The organism is Streptomyces tauricus, from assembly GCF_014650955.1.
GTDB lineage: Bacteria > Actinomycetota > Actinomycetes > Streptomycetales > Streptomycetaceae > Streptomyces > Streptomyces tauricus.
This window is the reverse complement of record NZ_BMVY01000015.1, coordinates 67,043-86,536: the sequence shown is the minus strand read 5'-3', so window position 1 is coordinate 86,536 and position 19,494 is coordinate 67,043. Positions and strand designations below refer to the sequence as shown.

Annotated in this window: 19 protein-coding genes and 1 tRNA gene; 2 read left to right on the top strand and 18 right to left on the bottom strand. The window is 69.0% G+C overall.

The window, feature by feature from the left end:
• Positions 1–23 precede the first annotated feature (23 nt).
• From IE278_RS23000 to IE278_RS22990, 3 genes are all read right to left on the bottom strand, one after another.
• Positions 24–668 carry an IclR family transcriptional regulator gene (locus tag IE278_RS23000; RefSeq protein ID WP_189775129.1) on the bottom strand — a complete coding sequence of 215 codons (645 nt, stop codon included), beginning with the start codon at positions 666–668 and terminating at the stop codon, positions 24–26.
• 422 nt (positions 669–1,090) lie between these two features.
• Entirely contained in the window at positions 1,091–2,902 is a 1,812-nt protein-coding gene (locus tag IE278_RS22995; protein ID WP_189775128.1) for a DEAD/DEAH box helicase, read from the bottom strand.
• Between the two features lie 330 nt (positions 2,903–3,232).
• A complete protein-coding gene (locus IE278_RS22990; protein ID WP_189775127.1) occupies positions 3,233–4,678 on the bottom strand; it encodes an MFS transporter in 1,446 nt (481 codons plus the stop codon).
• 200 nt (positions 4,679–4,878) lie between these two features.
• Here IE278_RS22990 and IE278_RS22985 point away from each other — a divergent pair.
• Positions 4,879–4,950, top strand: a tRNA-Cys gene (locus tag IE278_RS22985).
• Between the two features lie 246 nt (positions 4,951–5,196).
• On the top strand, positions 5,197–6,369 hold the full coding sequence (locus tag IE278_RS22980) for a pentapeptide repeat-containing protein (protein WP_189775126.1): 1,173 nt from the start codon (positions 5,197–5,199) through the stop codon (positions 6,367–6,369).
• Between the two features lie 77 nt (positions 6,370–6,446).
• Here the strand turns inward: IE278_RS22980 and IE278_RS22975 are convergent, their stop codons facing one another.
• The 15 genes from IE278_RS22975 to IE278_RS22905 all read right to left on the bottom strand — a co-directional run bounded on the left by IE278_RS22975 (position 6,447) and on the right by IE278_RS22905 (position 19,097).
• On the bottom strand, positions 6,447–7,721 hold the full coding sequence (locus tag IE278_RS22975) for a tyrosine-type recombinase/integrase (protein WP_189775125.1): 1,275 nt from the start codon (positions 7,719–7,721) through the stop codon (positions 6,447–6,449).
• Positions 7,722–7,798: 77 nt separating this feature from the next.
• Positions 7,799–8,032, bottom strand: coding sequence for a helix-turn-helix domain-containing protein (locus IE278_RS22970; protein WP_189775124.1), 234 nt, complete (start codon positions 8,030–8,032; stop codon positions 7,799–7,801).
• 446 nt (positions 8,033–8,478) lie between these two features.
• The gene (locus IE278_RS22965) at positions 8,479–9,951 is read right to left on the bottom strand and encodes an AICE element replication initiation protein (protein WP_189775123.1); all 1,473 of its coding nucleotides are present in this window, start codon (positions 9,949–9,951) and stop codon (positions 8,479–8,481) included.
• Positions 9,952–9,953: 2 nt separating this feature from the next.
• Positions 9,954–10,820: a bifunctional DNA primase/polymerase gene (locus IE278_RS22960; RefSeq protein WP_373312062.1), complete on the bottom strand. Its 867-nt coding sequence runs from the start codon at positions 10,818–10,820 to the stop codon at positions 9,954–9,956.
• A gap of 108 nt (positions 10,821–10,928) precedes the next feature.
• The gene (locus IE278_RS22955) at positions 10,929–12,209 is read right to left on the bottom strand and encodes a DNA cytosine methyltransferase (protein WP_189775122.1); all 1,281 of its coding nucleotides are present in this window, start codon (positions 12,207–12,209) and stop codon (positions 10,929–10,931) included.
• An 85-nt stretch (positions 12,210–12,294) separates the two neighbouring features.
• Positions 12,295–12,696 (bottom strand): hypothetical protein, encoded by a 402-nt coding sequence (locus IE278_RS22950; protein WP_189775206.1) that lies wholly within the window; start codon positions 12,694–12,696, stop codon positions 12,295–12,297.
• Between the two features lie 92 nt (positions 12,697–12,788).
• Positions 12,789–12,980: a hypothetical protein gene (locus tag IE278_RS22945; protein WP_189775121.1), complete on the bottom strand. Its 192-nt coding sequence runs from the start codon at positions 12,978–12,980 to the stop codon at positions 12,789–12,791.
• Positions 12,977–13,252, bottom strand: a complete 276-nt coding sequence (locus tag IE278_RS22940) for a hypothetical protein (RefSeq protein ID WP_189775120.1) — start codon at positions 13,250–13,252, stop codon at positions 12,977–12,979. Before IE278_RS22940 ends, IE278_RS22945 begins: the two co-directional genes overlap by 4 nt.
• A gap of 141 nt (positions 13,253–13,393) precedes the next feature.
• Complete coding sequence (locus IE278_RS22935; protein WP_189775119.1) at positions 13,394–15,631, bottom strand: cell division protein FtsK; 2,238 nt, start codon at positions 15,629–15,631, stop codon at positions 13,394–13,396.
• A 150-nt stretch (positions 15,632–15,781) separates the two neighbouring features.
• Entirely contained in the window at positions 15,782–16,162 is a 381-nt protein-coding gene (locus tag IE278_RS22930) for an RRQRL motif-containing zinc-binding protein (protein ID WP_189775118.1), read from the bottom strand.
• Positions 16,162–17,145 carry a DUF2637 domain-containing protein gene (locus IE278_RS22925; RefSeq protein WP_189775117.1) on the bottom strand — a complete coding sequence of 328 codons (984 nt, stop codon included), beginning with the start codon at positions 17,143–17,145 and terminating at the stop codon, positions 16,162–16,164. Before IE278_RS22925 ends, IE278_RS22930 begins: the two co-directional genes overlap by 1 nt.
• Complete coding sequence (locus IE278_RS22920; protein WP_189775116.1) at positions 17,142–17,471, bottom strand: hypothetical protein; 330 nt, start codon at positions 17,469–17,471, stop codon at positions 17,142–17,144. The genes IE278_RS22925 and IE278_RS22920 overlap by 4 nt, the downstream gene beginning before the upstream one ends.
• Positions 17,468–17,917, bottom strand: coding sequence for a Pycsar system effector family protein (locus IE278_RS22915; protein ID WP_189775115.1), 450 nt, complete (start codon positions 17,915–17,917; stop codon positions 17,468–17,470). Before IE278_RS22915 ends, IE278_RS22920 begins: the two co-directional genes overlap by 4 nt.
• A complete protein-coding gene (locus IE278_RS22910) occupies positions 17,914–18,204 on the bottom strand; it encodes a hypothetical protein (protein WP_189775114.1) in 291 nt (96 codons plus the stop codon). Before IE278_RS22910 ends, IE278_RS22915 begins: the two co-directional genes overlap by 4 nt.
• Before the next feature lie 119 nt (positions 18,205–18,323).
• The gene (locus tag IE278_RS22905) at positions 18,324–19,097 is read right to left on the bottom strand and encodes a DUF4097 family beta strand repeat-containing protein (RefSeq protein WP_189775113.1); all 774 of its coding nucleotides are present in this window, start codon (positions 19,095–19,097) and stop codon (positions 18,324–18,326) included.
• Positions 19,098–19,494: the final 397 nt, after the last annotated feature.

Here is a 19,494-nt window from a genome sequence, read left to right as displayed (position 1 = left end):
GGGCGCGGGGAACGGCGCGACCCTCACCGCAACGCGTCCGCCACCTCCCGCGCCGCGTCAACAACCCGCGGCCCCACCCGCTCAGGCACCGCATCCGCAAGCATCACCACCCCCACACTCCCCTCCACCCCCGTGACCCCGACCAACGCCGCCGCAGCCCCACTCGCCCCCGCCTCAAGCTCCCCATGCGTAAGGGTGTAACCGAGCTCCCCCTCCACACCCCCCGCCCGCGCGGCGAGAATCGCCTTACCGGCAGCCCCTCGCTCCAACGGATGCCGGAACCCCGCCCGGTACGCCACGTGGTAGTCCGTCCACGTCGGCTCGACCACGGCGACGGCCAGCGCCTCCGTGCCGTCGACCAGCGTGAGATGCGCGGTCGCCCCGATGTCCTCGGCCAGCGACCGCAACGCGGGCAGCGCGGCCTCGCGTACCAGCGGATGCACCTGCCGGCCGAGCCGCAGCACCCCGAGCCCGACCCGGGCACGGCCGCCCAGATCACGGCGTACGAGGGCGTGCTGCTCCAGCGTGGCGAGCAACCGGTACACAACGGTCCGGTTGACGCCGAGTTTGTTGGACAGCTCGGTGACGGTCAGACCGTGGTCGGTGTCGGCGAGCAGCTTGAGGACACGCAGTCCCCGGTCGAGCGTCTGGGAGGTCTCCGCGGTCACGACGCCCACTCCTTAGTGGTGAGAGTCGGCGACCCCCTACGTGGCGGACGCGTCACCGGTCCCATCGGCGACGCGCGTCAGAGGCCGCCGGTCGGCTGCGTCCCGGGTACTCCCGGGCGGGCACCGGCTGCGCTCCGCGGCGGCGCTGCCACGGGGCGTGTGCGTAGCGGGGACAGTAGCGAGCCGGTTCGCTCAGCGGAAGGCTCCGTCCAGAATCCGGTCATGCGCAGGTACGGACCGGTCCTGGTTACCCAGGGTTTGATCCAGTTTTGGCCGCATGTGAACGGCGCGGACCACTTGGCGCGCACCCGGCGTGCACCACCCCTGCACGCAGCGCACACGCACGCGAGCGCCGGTGCCATGAGGGCACCGGCGCTCGTCTCACCGTACGGACTCATCACTGACTCACGGCAGTGAGGGGGTCACCGCATACGCGTGGCCCACTCCTGGACCTTCTCGATCCGCTGACGCAGTTGCCCCGCGGTCGCCTCCGCGCTCGGCGGCCCCCCGCAGACGCGCCGCAGCTCGGTGTGGATCACACCGTGGGGCTTGCCGCTCTGGTGGACGTACGCGCCGACCATGGTGTTGAGCTTCTTGCGCAGCTCCAGCATCTCCTTGTGGGAGACCACGGGGCGCCGCTCGGCGGGCAGTTCGAGGAGGTCCGCCTCCTCGTCCGGCTTCTTGCGGCTGTGCGCGATCTGCCGGGCCTGCCGCTTCTGGAGGAGGAGCTGCACCTGGTCGGGTTCGAGGAGCCCGGGGATGCCGAGGTAGTCCTGCTCCTCCGCGCTGCCCGGGTGGGCCTGCATACCGAACTCGGCGCCGTCGTAGAGGACCCGGTCGAAGACGGCCTCGGACTCCAGCGCCTCGAAGGAGAACTGCTCCTGCTCGCCGGTGTCCTCGTCCTGCTCCTTGTTCGCCTCCTCCATCTCCTTCTCGGATTCGGCGTACGGGTCCTCCTCGCTCTCCTTCTTGGGCTTGTCGAGGGCGTGGTCGCGCTCGACCTCCATCTCGTTGGCGAAGGTGAGGAGGTCGGGGACGGTCGGCAGGAAGACGGACGCGGTCTCGCCGCGCCGCCGGGACCGTACGAAGCGGCCGACGGCCTGGGCGAAGAAGAGAGGCGTCGAGATGGTGGTCGCGTACACGCCCACGGCGAGGCGGGGCACGTCGACGCCCTCGGACACCATCCGGACGGCGACCATCCAGCGGTCGTCGCTGTGGCTGAACTCGTCGATGCGGTTGGAGGCGCCCGTGTCGTCGGAGAGGACGAGGGTGGCCTTGTGGCCGGTGATCTCGCGGATGAGCTTGGCGTAGGCGCGGGCGGAGTCCTGGTCGGAGGCGATGACGAGGGCGCCGGCGTCCGGGATGCCCTTGCGTACCTCGGTCAGCCGCTGGTCGGCGGCGCGCAGCACGCTGGGCATCCACTCGCCGCGCGCGTCGAGGGCGGTGCGCCAGGCCTGGCTGACGGCGTCCTTGGTCATCGGTTCGCCGAGCCGGGCGGCGATCTCGTCCCCCGCCTTCGTACGCCACCGCATGTTGCCGCTGTAGGAGAGGAAGATGACGGGCCGCACGACGCCGTCGCCGAGGGCGGAACCGTAGCCGTAGGTGTAGTCGGCGGCGGAGCGGCGGATTCCGTCGTTGCCCTCCTCGTACGCGACGAAGGGGATGGGGTTGGTGTCGGACCTGAACGGCGTACCGGTGAGGGCGAGCCGGCGGGTGGCGGGCTCGAACGCCTCCAGGCACGCCTCGCCCCAGGACTTGGAGTCACCGGCGTGGTGGATCTCGTCGAGGATGACGAGGGTCTTGCGCTGCTCGCAGCGGTTGCGGTGCAGCATGGGCCGCACGCCGACACCGGCGTAGGTCACGGCGACGCCCTGGTACTCCTTGCTGAGCGGTCCCGCGCTGTACTCGGGATCCAGCTTGATCCCTATCCGCGCGGCCGCCTCCGCCCACTGCTTCTTCAGATGCTCGGTCGGCGCGACCACGGTCACCTGCTGCACGACATGGTGGTGCAGCAGCCATGACGCGAGCGTCAGCGCGAAGGTCGTCTTGCCGGCGCCGGGCGTGGCGACGGCGAGGAAGTCGCGCGGCTGCTCCTGGAGGTACCGCTCCATCGCCCCTTGCTGCCAGGCGCGCAGCTTGTTGGCGGTGCCCCAGGGGGCCCGCCCGGGAAACGCGGGCGACAGGTGGTGCGAGGAGGAGGCACTGGCGGCGCCGGCAACAGGAGAGGCGGGCAAGAAGGACCCTCCGTTGAGGGGGGTGGTGGGCGACGGGCGGGCGGTAGTCACGGTCTCCGTGGGGTGGTCGAGGACAAGGGGGCCGCGCGCAGCGCGTCAGGCAGGGTGGTGGCGGGAGACGGGCGGGCGGCTCGGGTACGTATTCGGGCACGTATGACGACGGCTGCGTATGACAACCGGGCCACCCTACCGGCGGCTCGTGAACGTCAACGCGCGTACGACGCGGGGTCACCCCTGGATGGGACTCAGCTCACACGACCGAGCGTGGCACCCCCGTCACGCGACCTACACGGCCTGTGCGGCCTACGCGGCCTACTTGGCCTGGGCGACCTACTCGGCCCGCAGCCGCGTGGCCACCCACGCCCCCACCAGCGCCACCCCCGCCATCGGCAGGAACACCGCCACGAACGCGCCCGGGTGCCCGCCGGAGGCCTGTGTGGCCGCGTGGGTGACCGTGCCGCCGCCGAGCGCCGCGAAGGCCGCGCCGCCCGCGGCGAGGAGGACGACGTTGGCGAGGCCGTCGGACATCTGCAGGGCGGCGGAGTTGTTGCCGGCCTGGCCGGGGGCGGAGAGCTGGAGCAGCAGGACACTGCTGGAGGAGATCACCAACCCCATGCCGAAGCAGCCGAACGCCCAGGCCACCGCCACCGTCCACACCGGCACCCCGTCGATCAGCACGCTCGGCGCGGCGGCGATGGAGGCCGCGGTCAGCAGCATGCCCAGCATCATCAGCCGCTCCCGGTACGGCTCCACGCGGGCCCTCGCCTGCACGAAGGAGCCCAGCGCCCAGGTCGCGCCGCCCGCCGCGAGGGAGAACCCGGCCAGCGTCGGCGACAGCCCGCGCTCGGTGACCAGCATCAACGGCACGAAGGACTCCGCCGCGATGAAGGACCCGGCCGCCACTCCGCGCAGCAGCACGACGGACGGCAGCCCGCGCGCCGCCAGGTAGGTGCCGCGCGGCAGCAGCCCGAGCACCGCCGGGACGAGCAGCGCGGCCCCCGCCACACCCGGCACCAGGGACAGCCACCGCAGGTCCTGGGCGGCGTACTGCAGCAGCCCGGCGCCCGCGGAGATACCGAGCGCCAGCCGGATGCGCCGCCGGTCGAAGGGCGCGGGCAGGGCCCCCTCCTCCGGCCCGGACGCCCGCCTGCGTATCTGCGGCAGGGCGAGCGCCAGCGGCAGGAGGACGAGCACCGGTACGCCGACGAAGACCCAGCGCCAGCCGAGGTGCTCGGTCACCGCGCCGGAGGCGAGGGGGCCGACGATGGACGGGACGACCCAGCTCGCCGCGAACGCGGCCATGATCGACGGCCGCAGCCGTGCCGGATAGGCCCGCCCCACGACCACGTACAGCGCGACGATCACCAGCCCGCCGCCCAGCCCCTGGACGGCCCGGCCGAGGATGAACAGCCACATGGCCCCGGCCGTCCCGGACAGCAGCAGCCCGGCCGCGAAGGCTCCGATCCCCGCGGTGAGCGACCCCAGCGGGCCGGCCCGGTCGGACCACTGCCCGGCCAGCACCATGCCGAACAGGCTCGTCGTGAAGTACCCGGAGAACGCGAACGCGTACAGCGAGATCCCGTCGAGTTCCCGGGCAGCCACCGGCATAGCGGTCCCCACGGCCGTCGCCTCGAAGGCGATCAGCAGCACGACGGACACGATCCCGATGCTGAGCGCCCGATGGGAACGGCTGAGGACGCCGTCCGGGGCGACGGTTTCGATCGGTGCGCTCGGGGTGGCGGCGACGCCGGTGTCGCCCGGTTCCAGGGAGGTCATGTCCGCCAGGGTAAGGGGCAAGGCCGACCTTGACCCCTGTCGGAGGTCGCCCCCGACCCGGGACCTTGGTCGTACGCCCCCACCCCTCCCTTTGTGAACGCGGTATGGCAGTCCCGTTGCGGCCCCGGCGATCCCCTTGGCCACCCCCACCCCGGGCCGTACGGTCGACACAACGAGTCCGGAACATCGGACTCAAGCTTGGCCGTGTGCCCGAGTGGCTTAGGGACTCGCCTGCAAAGCGAGGCACGTGGGTTCAATTCCCGCCACGGCCTCTATGGCCTTGACCAGGCAAAACGAGAGGGCGGCACCCCTAAAAGGGTGCCGCCCTCTCACTTGTCCGTCTCGTTTCTCGTCTCAGTTGACCGACACAGTCCGTGAGACAGAGCCCAACCGTCTGATCCGCGAGCGGCCTCAACTTGCGATTGGCAGTACCCGACAGACCCCTGGACACCAACTTCGCTCGCATCCGATCGAGGGAACTTGCTGCGCAAGCTTCCTGAGCATGCTGAACTTTGAGGATGCGGAGACGTATTTTCACCATATCTCTCGGCGCGGCAACCGCGCTCCTGCTAGGCGTTTTCATCATCTTGCTCTGGAAAGGGCCCTGGTGGGCAGATGGCTCACAATTTGGGCGCGGACTAACTCCCGGGGAAGGTGCAGTTGTAACGGGGTTTCGCACCACGATAGTTGCCTTCGGCGCGGGGATTCTTGCAGCTGGAAGTCTCGCCTACACTCATCTAAATCACAAGCAGAGTCGTGAATCATTCCTTAAATCTCAAGAAAATTTTACAGAACAAGCAGAGCTGACAAGAGAGTCACTACTCCAGTCGGAAAGAAACGCCACACAGCAAGCAGAAATTAGCCGCGAGGGGCAGGTGACGGAAAGATACGTATCGGCCATCCGTCTGATCGCTTCAGAGAATACGACTGAACAACTGGGAGGAATTTATTCCCTTGAAAGAATTATGCGGGATTCCGCAAAGGATCACAATACGGTAGTAGAGGTGCTAGCCGCCTTCATTCGGCAACACGCTAAACAGAATCCCGAAGGAGAGAACTCAAGCGATCCTATCCAGGCCGCCCTCGACGTGCTAGCACGTCGACCAAAGCGAGAAGAACCATTCGAAATTGACCTGCGTCGAATCGTGCTATACGGATGCACCATCAGCCATGCAGACTTGCAAAGCGTGAACCTCTATAAGGCAATCCTGACCGATGTCGTATTTCAAGAGTGCGACCTTTCATTCTCCGACATAAGCCATGCAACGCTACTGAGATGCCGGTTCAGCAGATGCACCCTGAAAAGAGCTGAGATAGATTACGCAACAGTAACGGAATCATCCTTCCTGGCAGGCAAAGCCCATGAACTATCTGCCGTGAACACCAATTTCACGAGATGCCGCTTTGCCACCATCGATCTGGATCACGCCTATTTCGAAAGTACAAGTTTCCATCAGTCGACCTTCAAGAGATCCAATCTAGAGTCAGCGGATTTTGGCGACGCATGCCTACACAGGACCAATTTCTCTCCGCAATCAAATCCACCACTAAATTCGCTACTTGGGGCACACATTTTCAGATCTACAGTCCTACCTAGAGTGTTCCATGGGAATCGTGAAATCGAGGCCAGGATCCTCAAAGTAGAAGAAGGGTGGGACGATGCGCGACACAGTCACTCCGAGCACTCCTAAGGGCCTAGGAAAGCGCTGCGGGACCCGCCGAAGCGGGTCCCGCACCTTCTGCGGGACCCGCTCTACCGTGTTTCCTTTCAGTTAGCTGATACAGGCGTGCCACCCGCGCCGTTATCGTCCGGGTGGGCGGTCTCGGGCTTCCAGATAAGACCATCGACCTGTCGCGCGACGTCAGACCGTACAGCGTCGACCATGTGCTGATAGCGCGCGGCCATGGCGGTTGTCGACCATCCCATAAGGCTCATGACGGCACGCTCGGGTACCCCGAGGATGAGCAGTACGGTGGCGGCTGTGTGGCGCGCGTCGTGCAGACGCCCGTCACGGACCTTCGCCTCTGCCAAGAGAGCCTTCCACTCGGCCCAGTCCCGGCGGTGGGACGGGCTACGGCCGTGTTCGTCCGGGAAGACCAACCTGTTCTCCTCCCAGCGCTTGCTGGCCGCCGCCCGCTCCCCTTCCTGTGCCCTGAGATGGGCACGGAGTAGGTCAACGAGTTGTTCTGGGAGACCGACGGCACGGCGGCCGGCGCGCGATTTGGTGGTGGACAGTTCCGGGTTCGTGCGTCGCTTTTGAGGGCAGTACCCGGCGGCCTTACGCCCGCAGGGATCCACGCACCCGTGGGCGTACTGCGGGCGGTGACGACTACGGCGGACTACGAGGAACCCGCCGTCAAGGTCCACGTCCTCCCACCGCAGACCGAGCACTTCCCCTTGCCTCAGTCCGAGCGCGAGAGCGACGGCCCATCGAGCGGAGTTACGGTTCTGTCCAGCGGCCTTGAGCAACCGCTGTACCTCTTGGACGCTGTAGGGCTCTACCTCGTACTCCCCCGTTTTCGGTGCCTTGGCCAACTGGACGGGGTTCTTGCCGAGGTGCCCGCGCCGCACGGCCTCATTGAGGGCAGTGCGGAGAGTTCGGTGCACCTGGTGAGCGGTCGCGGGCTTACTGCCATTGGCCTGCATCTTGGCGTAGAAAGTCTCGATGTGCTCGGGCTTGAGCCTGTCGAGTCGGTGAGCCCCCAAGCCGGGAATCAGGTGCTTCCGCACAGCAACGCCATACCCGACCATCGTGTTGTCGTTCACTGCGAGGGACGCAACGTTCTCGATCCAGTGCGTCAGCCACGCCTTGACCGTCCATGCCTTGCCGGGCTTCTTCATGGTCTTGGCGTCGCGCTGCTTCTCCAACTCGCGTACGGCGAGAGTCACTTCAGCGCGGGTCTTGCGTTCGACATGGCGGCGGTCGGGCTTGCCGTCGTCACGGATGCCGACAGTGACGCGACCGTGCCATTTCCCGTCTTTTGCCTGGTAGATGGACGATCGGCCGTTGGGCTGTCGGGTTCGCTTCTTCTCTTCCGCCACAGCGGACTCCTTCAAGTGGGCGTGAAAGCAGCCGGAGCACCACCCCGTTGCGGGGTGGTGCTCCGGTGAGGGATGGGTCAGGCAGCGCGCTTCTCCGCGCGTCGGCGTGCGAGGTAGGCGGCCGGAGCGTCGGCGGGGACGCGCCGGAGTCCACCGATGGTCAGGGACTCCAGCTCTCCGGTGCGGATGAGGGCGAAGCAGGTAGTGCGGCCGACGCGGAGGCATCGGGCGGCCTCTTCGACGGTCAGGAAAACCGGGGCCGGGTCGCTGGCCTCAGCGAGCGGTGCGATGTCCACAGTGACGGTGCTCATGGCGGGTCCTCCGTGCGAGACCGAGCGTGCTGGGGGACGTCGTGTGTGTCCGAGGTGGGAATTTCTGCGTCACCCGCGTCATCTGCGTCACGCACGCGTCTGACCTGAGGGTCTGGGGTGACGCAGAGGATTGGGCCTGCGTCATCGGTGACGCAGACGTCCGTCACCGATGACGCAGGTGACGCACGATGACGCAGAGATATGCCGTCTGCGTCACCCGTGTCTGCGCAGGTCACCCACCGTTTTGTGGGGCCGGGTGACGCAGGTGACGCAGCACTCCCCTACTTAGGAAAAAAGAGGGGCTGTCTGTGGTCGTGCGGTGCCGCTCAGAGAGTGAAGAAGGAGCCGCTGCGCGGCACGTCCTTGGGGCGCCGCGGCGGCGGCGAACAGCAAGAGGAGCACGCCTCGCCGGGGGTGCTTCTCTTGCTTGTTCGCGGTGACGCCGGTCAGAACGCCCGTTCCTGCTCGTGCGAGGGCGGGGCGAGCCGGGTGATCTCGATGTAGCGGCCCTCTTTGGTGCGGCCGGAGTCGATGATCACGCCCCGGGCGGCGAGGGTGGGCTGAAGACGCTTCAGCCGGTCGGACAGGACTTTGCCCGTGGTCGGCCACCCCTTGGGCAGGGCGCGCATGTCCTCGCCGGCGTAGAGGCGGCTGAGGCAGTGCAGCCACTGTGTGGACGTCATCCGTTCTTCCGCGCCCGCCTGCATGCTGGCCGCGTGCTCGATGACCGTCTGCGCCAACAGGTCGCCCTCGATCACGTCGTCATTCAGGTCATCGAGACTCGCCCGGTAAGCGGCGAGCGCTCCCAGACCGGTGGCCGCGTCGAGTTGCGCGCACAGGTGCGCGAAGTCCGCCATGCGCAGATCCGTGGGGGTCTCCGCTTCCACGGCGCGGACCTTGACCGTCAGGTCGAGCAGCGAGCCGAGAACGACGGGCAGCACCTGCGCGTACTCCGTCCACAGCTCATCCTCGGTACGCCGTACCCGGGGCCGTTCGAGACGCAGGGGAAGCAGCCGTTCGGCGAGGTCGGGGCGGATGACTCCCACGTCGATACCGGTCAGGAGCAGGGGGCGGCGGTAGCCGACGCGGAAGACGTCCCCGTCGGTGAACAGGGCGCGCTTGACGCTTTCGGCGCCGGTGACGATGCAGCACATCGCATCCGACAGGTCGGGGGTCATGTGGGACAGGTTGTCCAGCGCGGTGACCCATCCCGCGGCCACGGCCGCGATCAGGTTCTCCTCATCCTTCGGCGCGCGGCGCAGGTCGCCGGTCATGCCCTCGATGATCCGCACGAGCATGCGTCCGCCCGTGGACTTGCCGGCGCCCTGCGGGCCGGTGAGGAACGGGGCGGGGACGGGCACGGACGGTCCGAGACAGCCGATGAGCCACGCGATGGCGAGGCATTCGGTTTCCGCGGTGGCGAAGTTGCAGAGCCTCATCAGGAGGTCGATGCCCTTGCCGTCGGTGTCTTTGACGGGCAGGGGGAGTTCGCCGGTGAGCTGGGTACGTCGCCAGCACACCTCACGCGGGTCGGGGACGATGATGTCCCATCCGGTGGGGTGGATGCGGACGGACTGCCCGTCATCGCGGCCCAGGTCCAGCCACGTCGCACCGTCGAACCCGGGGGCAACCCGGATATGGACGGGCTGTACGTGCTCGGTCAGTGCGAGTGCTTCGATCAAGTCCAACGCCTCTTTGAGGGCGGTCCCGTTGAACACGCCGGCTCCGTCGCGGAAGAGGCCGACCATGAGTTCCTGCCGGTGGCTTCCCGTGGTGCCCTGGGAGCGGATCGGACGGGCCACGGGGTGGGCGTTCTTCTGCGCGTAGACGGTTCCGTCGCCGGTGCGGAAGTACCGGAAGTGCGCTTGCGCGTAGTCGGTGATGACCTTGCGAGCCGGGTTCTTTTCGTCCTCAGCCATGGCTACAGCCCCAATGCGGTGCGGGCGTTGGTCCACGCGTCGGTGCAGTGCCGGACGGTTTCGCCCTTGGTCTGCGCGGCGGTGAACAGCCGGGTGACGTGCGTGTCGGTGAGGCAGTCGCACCGGCCGTGTGTGGACAGCACGGCGAGGAACGTCCGGTAGACGGTCGCGTGCACCGCACTGGACGCCTCCGTGATGCGCTGCACCGCCATGGCGATGCCACGATCCAGGTAGGTGGGCGTGCGGTGAGGGCATGCCCCGCTTTGCCCCCTTATCGTCACCGTGAGGGCTTGTGGCGCCCTGCGGGCGGTCGACGGCTGCTTTACTGCCAGTGCGCGGACAACGGCGGGGAGAGCGGCTGTGGTGCCCGTGCCGGGTCCGAGCCAACGGGCGTACGACATGGACGACTTGATGTCCACGTTCGGCCGGACTGCGTTGGCGGACTGCATGGTGCCGCGGTAGATCCAGTGTTCCCCGCGGGTGGTCGGCACGGTCCGTGTCGCGGGCAGCGCTGATCGGGCCCATGTGATCGCGTCCGGGTTGTCGAGGTCCACGACCGTCAGGCCGGCGCCGCCCGGGTGGTAGGCGACGGCTGTGGCCTGTCGCCATGCCGTCGCCCATTCGGGCGAGGTGATGACGCTCGGGTCGGTGGTCGCGGCGGCCCACGCGTGGCACACCGCCGGGCAGCGGCAGGTGCCCGCGCTTTTCATGTTCGGGCGCCCGCCGCAAGCGTTCTTGGCGCACGCGCGGCAGTTGCCGAACGGCAGTTTCCCGTGCCGTAGTGGAAGTGCTGGCACACCGGCCGCGGCGAGGTTCAGGGCCGTGCCGAGGTGGGGGTTCCCGGACGGATGCATGCCGGAGGGCGGCATGGTGGTGCGTTCAGGTGTCATGCTGGGGGTTCTCCTGTGTTCTGTTGGAGGGACAGGGAGAACCGGGCGGGCGCGGTCTTGTGGTGAGAGGCGCCCGCCCGGGCACGTCTAGGCGATATCCAGGGCGAGTTGGGCCGGGGCCGCCGCTTCGGGTGCGGATTCGGCGGCCAGCAGGATGCGGTAAGCCAGTTCGGCCTGGTGGATGACGACGCCGTTGCCGAGGATTTTGAGCTGGTCGGAGCGGGACAGGCCCAGGTCCGCATCCGTGACCCAGCCGGGAGCGGCGCCCATCATCCACTCCACGAATGCCGGGGACAGGCGGCGGTTGCCCTTGGTACCGGGCTCGGTCGGCTCCGGCGCGAGGCGTCCCAGAACCTGCTCCCAGCGGTGGATGGCGGGTCCGTAGTCGGTGCCGTTGGTGGCCACCCACTGTTGCTCGTCGGCCAGGTCGCGGGCGAGGTATTCGATGGAGGGGCGCGAGCTCGCACCTTGTGAGCCGGACCGGTTGCGGCCGTAGCGCCGGGCGGTCGGGGTGGGCAGCAGATTCACGACCACCTCGTTCAGCGGTCGGGAGTTGGTCTCCAGCAGGTTGGAGGCGCCGGACTTCCAGTCGCGTGCCGCGGGGGTGGGCAGCAGGGTGACGGCGGTGCGCAGGTTCATCCCGCCCAGCCGCTTGGGGGAGATGCCGGGGCCGCCGGTGCCGTCGGCTGCGGCGGGGGTGGGCAGCAGCCTCAGGCCCCGGTCGGGGGAAGCAAGAACACCACTTCGTCCTCCAGCGTGGGCCCGTGCACGCCGGCTTTGCGCTTGTCCGGGTGCTGGGGTCCGCCGTTGCGTCCCAACTGTGAGGTGGGGGTTTTCAGCAGCGGGATAGGCGACGGCGAACCAGCGGTCGCGCCGGTGGCAGGCTCCGACTTCGGGATCTCCAGCGCGTAGGCACATCCAGCGCGCGTCGTACCCGATCGCGGCCAGGTCGGCCGCGACGACATCGAGTCCCCGGCTTCGGAGGGCTGCGACGTTTTCCAGGAAGACGAGCCGGGGTCGAAGATGGCGAATGGCGCGGACGATGGTTTTCCAGAGTCCTGAGCGGTCACCGGCGATCCCTCCCCGAGGTCCGGCATTGGAAATGTCCTGGCAGGGGAAACCGGCGGTCAGCGCCGCCGGGCGCGGCATCGTGGCAGCCAGCGCAGCGAAGTCGACCGCGGTGATGTCCCCGAGGTTGCGCGCGTGGGGCAGGCGTGCGGCGAGCAGTCGGGACGCGGCGGGGTCCTTCTCGCCGACCAGGACGGTGGGCAGGCCGGTGACGGCTTCCACGGCCTGATCCAGCGCGGCGGAGCCGGTGCAGAAACTGATGTTGCCGCCCTCCGGCGACGCGAGGGGGTCATGGGCCATGCGGGGGTCTCCTGTGTTCTGTTGGAGGGACAGGGAGAACCGGGCGGGCGCGGTCTTGTGGTGAGAGGCGCCCGCCCGGGCACGTCTAGCTGTGGAAGTGGTTGCGCTTGATCACGGCCTTACGGATGTTGACCGTGGTCCCGCCGCGGTGACCGCCGGCGCTGAAGATCTGTACGGCGATCCAGCCGCCGAAGACGACGGCGGCGAGGGTGATCAGTTGGGTGATGAACGCGGTCAACGCGGCGATGAACGACGTGAGCAGCAGCAGTCCGCCGCACACGGCGAGGAACCCGACCCCGCCCAACGCGACGTTGACCGCCGTACGCGAGACGGCCGCCGGTTTGGCCGCGAGGGGTTCGGGCTGCACGGGGCTGATCGCGTAGCCGGTGACGACGCGGCCGTCCGGCAGGACGACGCTCGCCACCGCCGGGATGCCCGGCTGCACCGGTACGAGCGGAGCCGCGTGCTGCACCGGGGCGAGGGGCATCGGGTGGTGGACTTCCACGGCCGCCGCGTCACGGACGGCCGGACGGTGCCAGTCGTAGGGCGTGGTGGGGTCGTTCACGATGGAGCCTCCTGTCAGTCGAGGTCGTTGAGGGTGTCGGCGCACGCCTGCACGAGGTGGTGGATGGGCTCGTACGCGCCGGTTCCGGCGGCGAAGAACCCGAAGAGGAACAGCACGACGGCCGCGCCCCCTCCGGCGGACTTGGTCCTGACGGCGAGGGCGGACGCGGCGCCGAACAGCAGCACGGCGGAAATGCTGAGGATCATCGGAAGCCTTCCGGGCGCGGGGTGTCGGTGCCGGCGCGGTAGATGCGGGCCCACCGGTTGTAGAGCCAGCGGCCGACGCGTATGCGCTTGCCGGTGGCCTTGCAGCGGCGGCAGTCCTTGCCGCGCTTGGGCCGTCCCTTGCGGTCGGTCTTCAGCGCGTGGCCCATGCCGCGGCACTTGCGGCAGTTGCCGAACGGCGAGGACGCACACACCGCGACGTAACACAGTGTCACGCCGAGAATGAAGGTGATAGCGAGCAGGGCAGGGGTCATCACGGGCCCTTCCAGGCGGGTTTCCAGGGTTTCCGCAGATGGGCCGCTATCCGCTAGCGGCCTGATCAGAGCAGGTTTGGGGCGCTAGCGGGGTCGCTAACGTTAGCGGGGTGTGCCGCTAGCGTTAGCGACCCCGGAGGATCAGCCCGCGTCCCGCTTTCCGTCACGCTCCGCAATCGCGGTGAGGATGTGGGCACGCTCGATGCCGCGCCGGTTGACTACCTTGCCGTCCACGCGGCGGCCCACCTGGATGGTGGCGACGCCGTGCGGCTTCAGGGCCGCGTTCAGCGCGTCGGGGTCCCATCCGTCGTAGACCTCGGGGCGCAGGTCGGCGAGCCGGGAGGTGACCGTCTCGGACCACGCCTTGGGCTCCTTGGCGGGGACCACGGCGAGGATGTCGGCGAGCAGGTCGTAGGCAGGGCCGGTGACCGTCTCGGGGGCTTCCCCGAGCGCGTGGCCAGACAGCAGTCCGGCCTTCTCGCGCACCTTGCGGGCGCGGGCCGCGATGACGTCGGCGCCGGGTCCGTCCACGTAGACGGAGCCAACGATCCTCGCGTCCGAGCCTTCACCGATGAAGTAGTGAATGCCCTTGTCACCCCACGCGAACATCGTCGCCCGCACGCCGCGCTTGTACGCGGAGGTGCCGAGCACCATGTCGTTCTCGGTCTGGCCCATGACCTTCAGGCACCACCGCGCCGACGCGTTCGCGCTGATACCGGTCGGCAGCGACTTCGCATCCGGGCGCTGCGTGGCAGCCAGGAACACGATGCCGGTCGCGGGACCGCGCTTGACCAGGTCGGTTGCGATCTCCTCGAACTCCTTGCCGTGCTCCCCGTGCTCGAACAGGACCTGGCATTCGTCCACCGCGATCACGATCGGGTGCAGCCCCAACGACCGCTTGTCCGCAAGCGTGCTGGTCACCTTGTTCTCGGGGCAGATGTCCCGCGGCAGCGACCGGATCACCTTCGTGCGCCGGCGCAGCTCCTCGCGCAGGGCCCGCCAGTCGGCGAGCGCGTAGGCGATGGCTTCGTCGTCGTCACCGGCCGCGTGCCGGTGGGACACGGCGTTGCCGACCGGGTCAAGGTCGCCGGTGCCCTTCATGTCGTAGGTGTGCAGCTCAGCGCGCGGGTCCAACGCGGCGATGAGCAACAGCAGCCTGAGCAGGAAGGTTTTGCCCATGCGCGGGATGGCGCCGATCACGCCCGCGATGTACATGAGGGTGATCTCGACCCAGCGTCCGCGCTGGTCGGTGCCGTAGGCGACCGGCTTGAACAGGTCGACCGTGCCCGCCTTGGCCAGCGGCCAGGCAGGCTTCTTCGACTTGTTCAGGTCCTGATCCCCCACCCACAGCACGAGGTGCCCGGTGTGCTCATCCGGGACCGCCTCAGGCCACACGCACCCGAGCGGGCGGCGCAGACCGGACGCGAGCCGGTCGCGGCGCTCGATGACGTCGGTGACCGTCACGCCGTAGGGGAGGTTCCCCTCCGCACGCCATCCGGGGCCGTCGCGGGTGATCGGGGCGGTGAACTCGAACCCGTCCCGCCCCTTGCCCTGCGCCTGGTTGATCGCGGGAATGCCGAGCGCACCCAGCGCGCGCAGCACGATGTCACTGGTGAGCTTCACCGCCTTGGGCAGTTCCACCGCCTTGTGGATGACCGGGGCATCCGCCTTGCGCCCCGCCGCTCCGAGCGCCATCGTGACCGCGCCGACCGACACGGCCTGAAGCCAGTCGGGGGCGAGGACGTAGAGGGCGAGTGCGGAGCCGAGCCCGATGAACATCGCCAGCACGGTCACCAGGGACCGCATCCGGACCCGTCCGTCGCGCTGCCGGGAGAGCTTCAGGTACTCGGCCGCGTCCTCGCGCCGCACCGCGGCCAGGCGTACCGGCTCGCCCTCGCGGTCGGCCACCCACCGCACCGTGCCGCCGATGAACCGCGCGGCGCCGGTCGGCGCCTGGAAGGCGAGACGGGCGGCATACACCGGCGAGCGAAGCGCGTGGTAGCCGACCGAGTGGGCGTAGTGCCGGGCCACCCACGCCGAAGCGGTCTTCAGCTCCGCGAGCGACTTGAGCCAGACCGGGACGACCGGACGGCGCCGTGCGGCGAGCAGCCGACCGAGGTAGCCCGGACCGGCCGCCTTCACAGACGACTGGTCAACCATCACGGGTGCGGTCGGGTCGGCCGACTCGGCACCCGACGGGTCGGGCACGGAGTCGGCCGACGGGTCGGCGTCGGGTCGGGCAGTCGAGTCGGCCGACTCGCTGCGGGCGGATCGGGCCTTGTCGAGGTCGACCACCTCGCCCCCGGTCGGGGCGGTCGGGTCGGCCATCTCGGCTTCCAACCGGTTGAACAGTTCGTTGTCGTCGTCGGGGTGCTTCACTGAGAGTCCTTCCACTTTCGGGTGTGAGGGAGAGTGGGCCTGGCCGTCGCTGTAGGAGGTGGGCGGCCAGGCCCGTGAACTGATGCTGAGCGCTGCGCTGAGCGGTAAGGGCTACAACCTGTAGCCCTTTTATGGGTGGTCACTTCGTCGTCAGGTGCGCTGTTCTTCGAGGGCGATGCACAGTCCGCAGATGCCGTACGAGGTGGGGATGCAGTAGCCGACATCGATCCGGCAGCGGGGGCAGGTGCGCCGGGCGAGCATCGCCAGCGCGAGCGCCCCCCACTTCCGGGAGGTCATCGGACGGACCGACTTCGCCCGGTCAACGTGGTAGAGGTACGCGACCCGCACCCCGCCGGCCCGCCGGTTTCCTCGCATCACCTGCGCCGCGATCGGCTGTCCACCGGGCCGTAAGCCCTTCGCCCGGAGTTGGCGACGGGTCGCCAGACCATCCGGCGCCAGACGCCACGGGTAGGTAGGCACCCCGTGAAGCGCGCCGGTCGGGTCGTAGCACTTCCCCCAGACCGCAGACATCAGGCGGCCTCAGCCGTCGACGTCTCGCCCTCCGGGTCGCCCACGGCGTGCAGTGGGCGGCCGTCGACACGCTCGGTCTTCAGCGCGTCCCGCAGCTTGCGGGCGTTGGAAGCCGAGCAGTGCAGCGCGGTCCGGACGGCTTCGCCGTTCAGCTCCGCATCCGTCCACGACGCGGTGAGCGTGCGAGCCTCGCTCAGCAGCTCCTCAAAGGTGCGCTGAGAGGTGCCCTTCGCCTTGGGCTGTCGGGGCGGGCGCTGCTTGGGCGCGGTCGGTGGTACCGGCTGCTTCCCCGCCGGGGGCGGGGCGGGGGTGTCCTGCTCGATGCCGGGCGTCAGTGCGCCCATGCGGAGCAGCACGCGCTCGCGCCGCGGGGTCTTGGTCCGCCACGCGCGGCCGTAGGTCTCGCGCAGGTCCGCGCGAGCCAACTGCCGCTCCCGCTCCCGCGCCAGAGCCTCGCTGTACGAGGTGATCTCCCACAACGTCATCCGGCGCCACAGCGCGAACGTGGACGGGAAGGCGAGCAGCCACCGGGAGAACCGGATCTTCTCCATACGGCGGCCGGTGGCGGCGCCGATCCGCACGGCGTAGATGTGCGCGCCGATCTCGGAGAACACCACCCACAGCAACGGCATCGTCCCGTGCGCGACCTTCGCCCACACCTCGTGCCCGGCAGCGACGTTCAACCCGCAGGTGATCAGGGTCAGGACCCAGGGCACGAACCGCACCCACGCGAGCGCCATGTCCATCCGGATCAACAGCAGGTTGGCCACGGTGAACACGGGGATGGCCACGTCGATACCGACTGGCAGCATCCACGGCGAGGTGAAACCCCACCGCGCCGCCGCCTCAGAGACCGCGGCGAAGGAGGAGATCAGACCGAGCGCGCCGACACCGGCCGCGGCGAGCGCGCCGATACCGGCGAGCCCCAACTCAGGGCGGGTCAGCGGCGGCACGCCCGAAGACTCGATGGGTTGCGTCGTCATGCCGCACCCCCGACCAGAACCGGAGCCACGATGTCCGCGTAACCCGTCAGGCGCACCGTGGCGCCCGCGTGGTCGACGCTCGCGCTCAGGACTCCCGTCTGCCCGTCGTTCTGTACGCGGTAGGTCACCGCGTCCGGGGCGATCCTCAGGGCCTCCCGCCACGCCTCGAAGCCGGCCGGGTCGTCGTAGAACGTCAGCTCCAGCCGCTCCGGGTAGATGGTCGACACGTGCACGCTCGGACCCGACAGGTGCCCGAAGTCCACGGACAGCAGACGCAGCGCCCGCAGAGGCACGGCCACGTCGTCCAGCGTCAGGTTCCCGCTCATGCGGCACCTCCGGCCGTGATCAGGGCGGCGAGGATGAGCAGCGCGCCGCCCGCACAGGTCAGGTCGACCGAGCGCTTCAGGCCGGTGAACTTGGCCACCGCGATACGGGACAGGCCCGCGATGTGCGCAGCACCGTCGTTGGACAGGGACGCGGTGATCTCGTCCGTGGTGAGCGTGGCCCACAGCGGGAAGCCGTGCCGGCCACCGCCCAGGTTCGGGCGCACCGACCGCAACAGCAGACCGGCCGCCGCGATCAGCAGCGCCATGCCGAGACCGCCCGCGATGCAGGCGGGGAGGTTCATCGGCATGTCCTTGGCGACCGCCCACGATCCGGCGAGGACCGCACCGACGAACGCGAGCAGGAGACCGGTCTTGGTGTCGGTCCGCGCGATCTCCGCTTTCACCTCCGCGTGAGCGGCGGCGAGCAGGGTGTCCGGGGCGCTCATGCGGCCACCACCTTGCGTGCCGCGCGGCGGCGCCGGGCGGGGCGGGTCGGCGGGGTGACGTCGAACAGGTCCGGGTTGTCCTCGATGACCTGCGCGGCCATGCGGATCAGGTCGTCGGGCAGGTTCGGGGTGTCGGCGAGGATGTCGCGCGCCGCGTCCTCGCGGGCCGCGCGCTCTTCGTCGCTCTCGCCCTCGACCCCGAGCCACAGCTCAACCGGGGTGCCGAGCGCGAGTTCCGCGAAGTCATCGGCGGAAACGGCCTGTTGGCGGCCGATGTAGGTACGCATGAAAGATCTCCGGAGGATGGAGGGACAGGGAGAACCGGGCCGGTCGCGGTGATTTGGTGAGAGGCGACCGGCCCGGGAAGGTGAGCGACCGCGGGCCGCGCGGGGCGGCAGCGGGGAGGTCAGCGGTTGCGGACGCACCCGGAGACGCTGTTCGCGGACACGCTCAGGTGCCGGGCGCCGGAGATCCGGACGTCACCGGAGACGCTGTGCGCGCTCACCGCGCCGGAAGCGGCGCCCGTGGCCTGCACGGTGATGTCACCGGAGGTGGCGTTCAGGGCGGCCGTGCGGCCGTCGTACAGATCCACCGTGATGTCACCGGATACGGAGCGGGCGGTGACCTGCTCGGTCACACGGCCGATGCTGATGTCGCCGGAGGTGGTGTTCGCGGTGAGCGTCCGGACCCCATCGGCGTCCAGGTCGCCGGAGACGGAGCGGAACTCCATCCGGTCGACGTAGCCGGACACGAACGCGTCCGCGGAAGTGGAGACCACCGCGAGCGACGATCCGGCGGGCAGCGTCACCGTGGCCGTGACGGGACTGACGGTCTGCATGTTGCTGCCGTCACCGGAGACGACGCGGCCGTTGATGATGGTCACGCCGGTCACCGATCCGTAGACCGTGCCGACGCTCTGCGTGACGCGGTTGCCGCGCACGCTCTGCACCATCACGTTGCCCGGCATCTCCGGCACCTCGATGGCCAGCGCCTGCCCGTCCTGGCGGGTACGGGCCCGGTTGACCGCGTCGGCCGCGGGCCCCGTGCTGTCGTCGGTGTGCAGCGTGATGCGGGCGGTCGTGACGCTGCTGAGTACCTGCACGTGGACGTTGCCGACCGGCAGCGACAGCCCCAGCACGATCGGGCCGGAGGACTGCGAGTCAAAGGTGCGCTCGGTCATGGTCAAGCTCCTCAAAGAGCCGTTGGAGTGGGACCGGAACGTGCGAGCGGGACGGCCGCGGTCGTGCAGGTGGTGAGAGACGGCCGTCCCGAAGCTCCCGCGCCGCAAGCGCGGCGGGAGCGGCGCCCCGACCAGGAGTCGAACCTGGTCTGCGACCATCGGGGCGGTAGTCAGTGCGCGGGCCTTGCCCCGCGCCGGCCACCTTTTGCGGGAGGTGACGGCCCGTCGTACGCGATATGGATCTGTGCCTCAGTCCCGCTCTTCCGAGGAATCGCATCTCGGTCTCTTCGCGCGGCGTGGTTGCCCTTGGGCAGATCCGTTCTTTTGAGTCGGTGCGTGTCCCTGACGGGAGGTGACCGACTGGTCTCCGCTCACCTCAGCCGGAGTCGTCACGGCC